This window comes from Pseudomonas sp. ML2-2023-6 (assembly GCF_037055265.1).
Taxonomy (GTDB): Bacteria; Pseudomonadota; Gammaproteobacteria; order Pseudomonadales; family Pseudomonadaceae; genus Aquipseudomonas; species Aquipseudomonas kulmbachensis.
Genome location: NZ_CP146347.1, coordinates 2,619,362 through 2,626,803 on the forward strand (window position 1 = coordinate 2,619,362; position 7,442 = coordinate 2,626,803).

A 7,442-nucleotide genomic window follows, 5' to 3' on the forward strand; every position below is an offset into this window, starting at 1 on the left:
GGCTTTTTGTGGTTCTCATAAAGACCGATATTACCCTTGGCTCTTGTTCAGAACCTTGACGATAGCGTCGATATTGCCCTGCAATTCAGCCACCGGATCGGCGCCTTCAGCACCGATCACCACCAGTTCACTGCCACCTTCGGCAATCGCTGCCTTCACTGGCGCAGCCGGTTCACGATGGTCCAGCACCAGGGCCACGTCATTGTCCTTGAGGGTTTGGGTCAGTGCTTGCAGTGACTCGGGCGTCCAGCGCTCATCACCTTTGTGATCCACCTCGACCCGTTCCAGATTCAACCCGCCAATCAGATAATCCAGCCGGTCCGACAAGCTGACCACACTCAAGTTGTCAGCCTTGGCCAACTGCGCTTCGCTGTCAGCACTGAGTTTGAGCAGGCGCTGTTTGAGGGTCGCCAGATTGGTTTCGATTGTGCCCTTGGCTTGCGGCGCCAGGCGTACCAGATCGGCGGCGATTACATCTGCCATGCGCCCCATATTGTTACTGGTCAGCCAGGGCTGGCTGTTCAGGCCATCGATGTGCGCGCCTGGCTGCACGGCAATCCCCGGCAGGCTGCCGTCCACGGGGCGCGCCGCGTCCACTTCAACAATGCGGATATTGCTGCGCCGCGCCATCGGGTACAGCGGGTCGTCACTCCAGACCGAGCGCAGACCAATCACCGCGTCTGCGTTTGTGGCCAGCTTATGCAGGGCCGGGGCGCCGCGGCCACTGAAGTAGGCGCTTTGCCGGCTGCCGGGCAGGTTGGCGGCTGCTGCGCGCTCCAGAGTCACGTTGCTGTCCTTGAGCAGTAACTCGCCCAGCCCGTAAGTGATCGGCAGGCTGGCGAGGATGCGTACCGGTTGCGTTGCTGAATCGGCGGCCAGTACTGAAGTGCCGAGCAGCCCGGTGATGGCCAGGGCCAGCGAGAGTTTGCGCAGAGTGAACATTTATCCAATATTCCCTTTCAGGCTGGGGACTACGCCCCGGGCGATGGCGGCAAGAGCGAAGGCGATACCGGCCATCAGAATGATTGCGGCGCCGGACGGAATCGGCAGGTCAAACACAATGGGCAGCAGGATGCCGCACAAGGTGCTGACTGTTGCGATCAACACCGAAATCCAGAAAAAGCCCTTCAGTGACTGGCTGAGCAAACGTGCCGCCGCTGCTGGAATCACCAGCAGCGCGCCGACCAGAATTGCACCGATGACCTTGACTGCCGCCACGGTGATCAGCGTTACCAGAATTACAAACAGGTAATCCAGTGACTTCACCGCAACCCCGCGGACCGCGGCCAGTTGTGGATTGAAACTGGCCAGCATGATGCGGTTGTACAGCGGCAAACTGAGGCCCAGTACCAGCGCACCGACCACCGCCAGCACCAGCAAGTCGTTGCCGTTGACCGTCAACACCGAGCCGAACAGTACGTTTTCGAGGATATGCACGTTGATCTTGCCGGCCAGAATCAGCAGCAGGCTGGCACCCAGGGCCAATGACACCGACAGAAAAACCCCGATTAACGTATCCGGTGCCAGCCCGGTACGGTTGCGCAGGTAATTGAGCGAGATCCCGAACAGCAAGCAATAGCCGAAGAGGCTGCCATAAGGCCCGGTGTAGGGTTCACCCAGCAGGATGCCGATAGCTACGCCAGTCAGTGCGGCGTGGCCCACGGCTTCAGAGAAAAACGCAAAACGCTTGACCACCACCAGCGTGCCCAACCCGCCCAGCACCGGGCCAATCAGCAGCCCTGCGAGCAGGGCATTGACTACAAAACCGTAAGCCAGCACTTCGGGCAAATAGCCCGCAGAAGCCCAGCCCTGAACCATCAAACGGAACGCTTCGTAACTCATTAAAGGGCGCTCCCGTGAGCCTTGGGATGGGTTGAGAACAGCGTCAGCAAACGCTCGGGACTCAGGGTCTGCTCAGGCGGGCCGTCGAACAGTACCTGACGGTTGAGCCCGGTAACGCGTTCGGCCAACCGCTTGACGGCTGCCAGGTCGTGCTCGATCCAGACCACAGTGACCCCGGCCTGGCGCCAGTCGGTCAGCAAGCGTTCGAATACCCGCGCCCCGGCCTCGTCCAGCGCCGACATGGGCTCATCCAGCACCAGCAATTGCGGTGCCGGGATCAAACCCTGAGCCAGCAGCACACGCTGGCGTTCGCCACCGGACAGTGCGCCCATGCGCCGCTTGCGTTTGTCCTGCATGCCAACCCGCTCCAGCGCTTCGCCGATGGCCGGGGCCACCTTGCGCGACAGGCCCATAAAGGCAGGGCGGCGCTGACACATGGCGGCCATAAAATCATCCACGGTCATTGGCAGCCCGCGATCGAATTCCAGCGCTTGCGGCACATAGCCGATCAGCCCAGGTTCGCCGGGCCAGTTCAGGCACAGTCGACCCTGATGGGGCATTTGCCCCAGCAGCGTCTTGATCAGCGAGCTTTTACCGCCGCCATTAGGCCCGACCAGCGCATGCACGCTGCCGGGGCGGATGCTGAAGCTGACGTGATCCAGAATGGGCGTGCAGCCCAGGGTCAGCGAAACCTGATCAAACTCTACGCCGGGGCCGCAGACCTTTACTGACAATCGTTCAGCAGCAGTCATGCGCCGGCCTCCTGAATTGCCCTGACCACGGTATTGAGGTTGCCGGTCATTTCTTTTTCGTACTTGTCGGCGCTGTAGTCGCCATAGGAAATATGTGACAGCGGGTACAACTTGACCCCGGACTCGCGCTGGATGGTCTCGACATAAGTGGAAGGGAAGTCCATCTCGGAGAAGATCACCTTCACGTCCAGTTCGCGCAGTTGGTCGATGGTTTTTTTCAGCTGGCTGGGGCTCGGTTCGATGCCGTGGGCCGGTTCAACCACTGCGGTGACTTCCAGGCCGAATTCACGCAGCAGGTAGTCGTAAGCTGCGTGTACCGTGGCTACGCGCAGGTCGGCGTTGGGTGCCTGGGTCAACTTGGCCAAGGCATCGGCGCGCATTTGGCGCAAGCGCTTGCCGTAGGCGCGGGCATTGGCGGTGTAGGTCTTGGCGTTGGCCGGGTCCAGCTTGCCCAGTTCGCGGGCAATGTTGTTGACCTGAGCAATCGAGGCGCTGATCGACAGAAAGGTGTGCGGGTTGACCACCTTGCCCGCGCCACGTGCCGCGTTGCCGGTGGCAGCCAGCAGCGGAACATTGCGGTTGGCCTCAATCACCGGGATATCCGGCTTTTCGCTGGCCTCGATCATGCGGTCGGCAAAGTCATCATGGCCGACGCCATTGAGCACGATCACATCCAGAGTGCCGATGCGCTTGATGTCCTCGGCGCGTGGCTCATAAGCGTGGGGGTTGAAGCCTGCAGGAATCAGCGGCACCACTTCGGCCTTGTCGCCGACAATATTGGCCACGTAGCTGTAGTAAGGGTGCAAGGTGATACCGATGCGCAACGGCTTGGCCAGCGGTGTCGGGGTGTCGGCATGCACCAGTGGTGACAGGCAAGCGGCAAACAGGGCGGCCAGTAACAAGGTGCGGCGACGCACAACAGATGAAATCGACATGGCGAGCAGTCTTCTCTCAGGTCAAGCGGTGGGTTCAGTGCCGATGCTGACGAGTCACTCCAGCATCGAATTGCGCGATCACTTGCTGCCAGCCACTCTGGTTCAGGGCCGCATCGCTCAGATCAACGGGTGGGCTGACGGCATGTTGGCGGTTGAGCCAGATGTCCGGTTGATCCGCGATACGCATCAAAAACGAGCCCGCCACTTCGGGGTTAGGGCTCACTCCCAGATACGCCTGCTGGCCCAGCAACTGCCAGGCATGGTTGCCACGGCTGACTGAGCTGGCATCGCTGGCGAAGGGTGCGAAGCCTTCTTCGGCCAGTTGTGCTGGTTGGGGCAGGGTGCTGGACTCTTCGCGCAGCAACTGGATCTCGTCCAGGGTGACCCGCAAGTCGGCGTAGATGCCTTGCTCGGCCGCGGTCAGGTCGCGTCGCGCATCCAGTTGATGGGTGGCCACCGAGGTCACTTCCTGGGATTCATGACGCCAGGCCACCACGGAACCGGCCACCGTCAGAATCAGCAGGCACAACAGCAACACATACAGGGTTTCATGCCCGGCCCCGGCCGGGCGCACGACTTGAGTACTCATGGGGCCTCGATATCGGCTTGGTCAATCTCAACGATATGACCGGGGCCTGCGTCGAACAGCACATAAAACTCAGAATCCGGGCGTTTGAAGGTCATGGTCGAGTCCGCTCCCAGCTTGCCGGGCACCAGGATGGTTTCGTCGTAGCCGATGACGTCCAGGGTCACCCCTGGTGCGCCGCTGCCATCGGAAAACCCGCCGGTGCAACGGATTTGCCCGTCTTCGACAGCCTTGCACTCACACATCGGGTTGTGGGCCAGTGCCTGACCGCAAAAACCGATCAATGCAAACAGTCCTGCCGCCAAGGCAGGTTGTTTAAACAGGCGCGAACTCATGGCTTGCCTCCTTGTTTGGTCAGCCAGGCCACGGTTGCCGGTGATGCCTGACTCAGGGAAATGGATGCCTGATGCATGGAACCGTCCCACCCTTCAAGGGTGATCCACAGTTCTGCGTCGGCCTTGGTGCGCTCAGGGATTGGCAAGGTGGCGCCCATGCGGTACGGCGTGCCGAAAAAAATCACCCCGGCGGCGCGCAGACTGCGCGGCTTGCCGATACGCAGATAGGCGGCCTTGACCTGATCGATACAGGTGTCGCACAGGGCCGCGTTAAAGCTCTTCATGTACCCGGCCGGGCCGTCGGGGCGTGGGGCCTCGTTGCGCAACTCGGCCAGTTGCAGGCTCCAGGGGCCGACCTGCACGGTGCCGATGTCTCGCTCGCCCAAGCCGCTGTCACCACGAAACAGCGAAGCATCGGCAAAGTACTTGGGCATAAAGCCCAGCGGCACCAGCAATAGCAGGATGTTTATGTGAAAGCGCCATTTGTGCCACAGCCTGCTCAGGCTGGACGCTGGCTGTGCAGCCACTGCCTTGCTCATACATTGACCTCTTCGGGCTGTGGGCTATGCGCCGTAACGGTCTGGGTTTTTGGCGCGCGCTTGGGTTTTTCACTGCGTTTGAGGGCGTTGGCGGTGGCCAGGGCGGTGCGCTTGGTCCAGATCAGCAAGCCGCTCAAGACCATCATGCTCAGGATCAAACCGAAGAAGAACCAGATCAGCTTGACCCACAATCCGCCAAAATCACCGGTGTGCAGCGGGCGCATCGACTCGGTGACCAACTCCAGCCCGGAGCGGTCGGCGATCATCCGCGAGCCTTCAATTGCGCCGTTGTAGGGGTTGATCTCGGCGGTCTGGAACAACAACGGATACCAGCCGGGACCGCCGACTTCGATATGGCCGTAGGCATTGCTTGGCAGGCTGACAAAGCTCGCTTCCAGCCCCGGGATGTTTTCGGCGGCAATCTTGACTGCCTGATCGAGGCTGATCTGCGGCGCGGGTTTGCCGTCCGGCATGATCGGCACATCCTGGCGCGCCACAACGGGCGGGTTACCTGCGGTTGAAATGGAAATCTGGTTATCGAACATAAAGGCCTGAATCAGGAACCACAGGCCGGTGATAGAAATTACCGCGATAAACCAGATCGACCAGATGCCGCACAGACGATGGAAATCGCCCCAGAAAATCCGCGCACCGTGCTTGAAGCGCAGGTTGGGTTTGAAAAAACCTTTCCAGAACTTCTTGTAGACCACCAATCCGGTAACCAGCGATGCCAGCAAAGGCAAGCCGAGGAATGACACCAGATACCAGCCCCAACTGTAGCCATTGGTAAAGGGCACCAGCCACCAGCCGTGCAGGGCGCGGGTAAAGGCCTTGAAGTCGAAGCTTGGGCTTTCACCCTGAATTGCCCCGGTGTAAGGGTTGATATACAGCGCTGGCGAGCGGCCGTCCGGGTACACCACATCGGCTACCAGGGCAAAATGCGACTCGTCCGGACGGCTGATCGACTGCACGGCCAGTGTCGGTTCGGCCTTGTGAATGGCACTGAGCACTTGCTCATAAGTCAGCAGTGGCGCGTCATCCGACGGCTGAGTGGCACGGGCCTCGGGGGTGGCCAGCCACACAATCTCCTGGCTGACCACCGCCAAGGTACCGGTCACACAGACAATCAACACAAAGAACCAGATAGGCAGCGTCAACCAGCTGTGCACCAGAAACCAGAGTTTAGAACGGGACTTTTTGGACATGGGGAACGGCAAACTCGCGGCTGGGCGGGTGTCTAATCGCCATTGAGAAGCGATTGCTTATCCATGTAGGACGAATGAGACGTTCAAAACCCGAAGCCAGAGTTGTAAAAAAATGTTTCGCACCCCGTATGCCTGCAGCCGTTGATGCAGGAACGAGGCTGCGTTCACCCCAACGACCGCCCCAGTTTCCAGTACCCCATAAAGGTCAGCCCCTTGCGGTCCATGCCGCACTCATTGACGAAAAACCTTCTTATCGCCATCACAGCCGTCGATTCCCCGGCCACCCAGGCATAAAAGTCGTTGTGTTTGGCGCTCGCCCGTTCCCATAGGCGCTGGTTGTCCAGGTCAAGTTCTTGCAGCGCCGCGCAGCCTTGAGCTTGGCTGCGCCGGGGCGGCAGGCTGGCCAGTTCGCGGGCGGCGAGGAGCATGCCGTCGCCGTGTTGTTTGCCCAGGCTGGCGCGGGGTAGCCAGTGAACTTTGGCGTTAAGGCCGCAGACCAAAGGCAGGCAGTCAGACTCTTCGGGTACTTCGACAAAGGCTTGTACCTGGGGCGGGTCGGGGTGATGTGCAAGTTGTTCAAGGATCCCGGCAATCGCCGGGAGGGCGGTTTCGTCGCCGATCAACAGCACTGTGCGCACGCCCTGAGGTGGTTGCCATTCATAACCACCGGGGTCCTCTCGGCAGGCGCCGTTGGGAGCGATGATTTGCAGTTGATCGCCGATCTCGGCTTGCAGCGCCCAGCGCGAGGCGGGGCCGGTTTCGCCGTGCAGGACAAAGTCGATGTCCAGCTCGGCCGATTCCACGCGCAGGTCGCGAATGGTGTAAGTGCGCATGGGTGGGGTCTGTTCGGAACCAAGGTCGCGTATGTGTGCTCGCCAGTCGCCCTGCTTGGGCAGGTTGGGAGCGATACCGTCGACGCTCGGGAAGAAAAGTTTGACCCGCTGGTCCGGTGCCAGGGTGCGCATAAGTGCCACATCGCTGCCGCTGAACACAAAACGCATCAGCGACGGACTCAAGGCAATTCGATGCTTGAGCCGGATATCGAACACCTGGTAAGCGGTGGGTTTATTGAGTCGATTACGCAGGTTTTGTACCAGAGAGGTGACGGCGGACATAACAGCACCTTAGTGAACAGGAGTCGTTTATATAACGACTAGTCGGAGCCTGAATTTAACGGCGACTTGTAGCCGCTGAGGCGCGCAGGTGAACCAAGCGGTTTAGCGAGAGCCCTTCGCTAGTGCTTGACCG

9 protein-coding genes are annotated in these 7,442 nt (G+C 60.3%); all 9 read right to left on the minus strand.

The annotated features are described in order from the left end of the window. Positions 1-30 precede the first annotated feature (30 nt). The 9 genes from V6L79_RS12110 to V6L79_RS12150 all read right to left on the minus strand — a co-directional run bounded on the left by V6L79_RS12110 (position 31) and on the right by V6L79_RS12150 (position 7,309). Positions 31-942: a metal ABC transporter solute-binding protein, Zn/Mn family gene (locus V6L79_RS12110; protein ID WP_321836125.1), complete on the minus strand. Its 912-nt coding sequence runs from the start codon at positions 940-942 to the stop codon at positions 31-33. Continuing rightward, on the minus strand, positions 943-1,842 hold the full coding sequence (locus V6L79_RS12115) for a metal ABC transporter permease (RefSeq protein ID WP_086796244.1): 900 nt from the start codon (positions 1,840-1,842) through the stop codon (positions 943-945). It abuts the gene before it with no gap. Then, positions 1,842-2,594 (minus strand): metal ABC transporter ATP-binding protein, encoded by a 753-nt coding sequence (locus V6L79_RS12120; protein ID WP_338580282.1) that lies wholly within the window; start codon positions 2,592-2,594, stop codon positions 1,842-1,844. The genes V6L79_RS12115 and V6L79_RS12120 overlap by 1 nt, the downstream gene beginning before the upstream one ends. Further along, positions 2,591-3,529 (minus strand): metal ABC transporter substrate-binding protein, encoded by a 939-nt coding sequence (locus tag V6L79_RS12125; protein ID WP_261741742.1) that lies wholly within the window; start codon positions 3,527-3,529, stop codon positions 2,591-2,593. Before V6L79_RS12125 ends, V6L79_RS12120 begins: the two co-directional genes overlap by 4 nt. 34 nt (positions 3,530-3,563) lie before the next feature. Continuing rightward, a complete protein-coding gene (locus V6L79_RS12130; protein WP_261741743.1) occupies positions 3,564-4,118 on the minus strand; it encodes a DUF6162 family protein in 555 nt (184 codons plus the stop codon). Next, positions 4,115-4,450: a hypothetical protein gene (locus V6L79_RS12135; protein ID WP_261741744.1), complete on the minus strand. Its 336-nt coding sequence runs from the start codon at positions 4,448-4,450 to the stop codon at positions 4,115-4,117. The genes V6L79_RS12130 and V6L79_RS12135 overlap by 4 nt, the downstream gene beginning before the upstream one ends. Then, on the minus strand, positions 4,447-4,989 hold the full coding sequence (locus V6L79_RS12140; protein ID WP_338580283.1) for a thiamine pyrophosphate-binding protein: 543 nt from the start codon (positions 4,987-4,989) through the stop codon (positions 4,447-4,449). The genes V6L79_RS12135 and V6L79_RS12140 overlap by 4 nt, the downstream gene beginning before the upstream one ends. Beyond that, complete coding sequence (locus V6L79_RS12145) at positions 4,986-6,194, minus strand: PepSY domain-containing protein (protein WP_261741746.1); 1,209 nt, start codon at positions 6,192-6,194, stop codon at positions 4,986-4,988. Before V6L79_RS12145 ends, V6L79_RS12140 begins: the two co-directional genes overlap by 4 nt. A gap of 164 nt (positions 6,195-6,358) precedes the next feature. After that, positions 6,359-7,309, minus strand: coding sequence for a siderophore-interacting protein (locus V6L79_RS12150; protein ID WP_338580284.1), 951 nt, complete (start codon positions 7,307-7,309; stop codon positions 6,359-6,361). Positions 7,310-7,442: the final 133 nt, after the last annotated feature.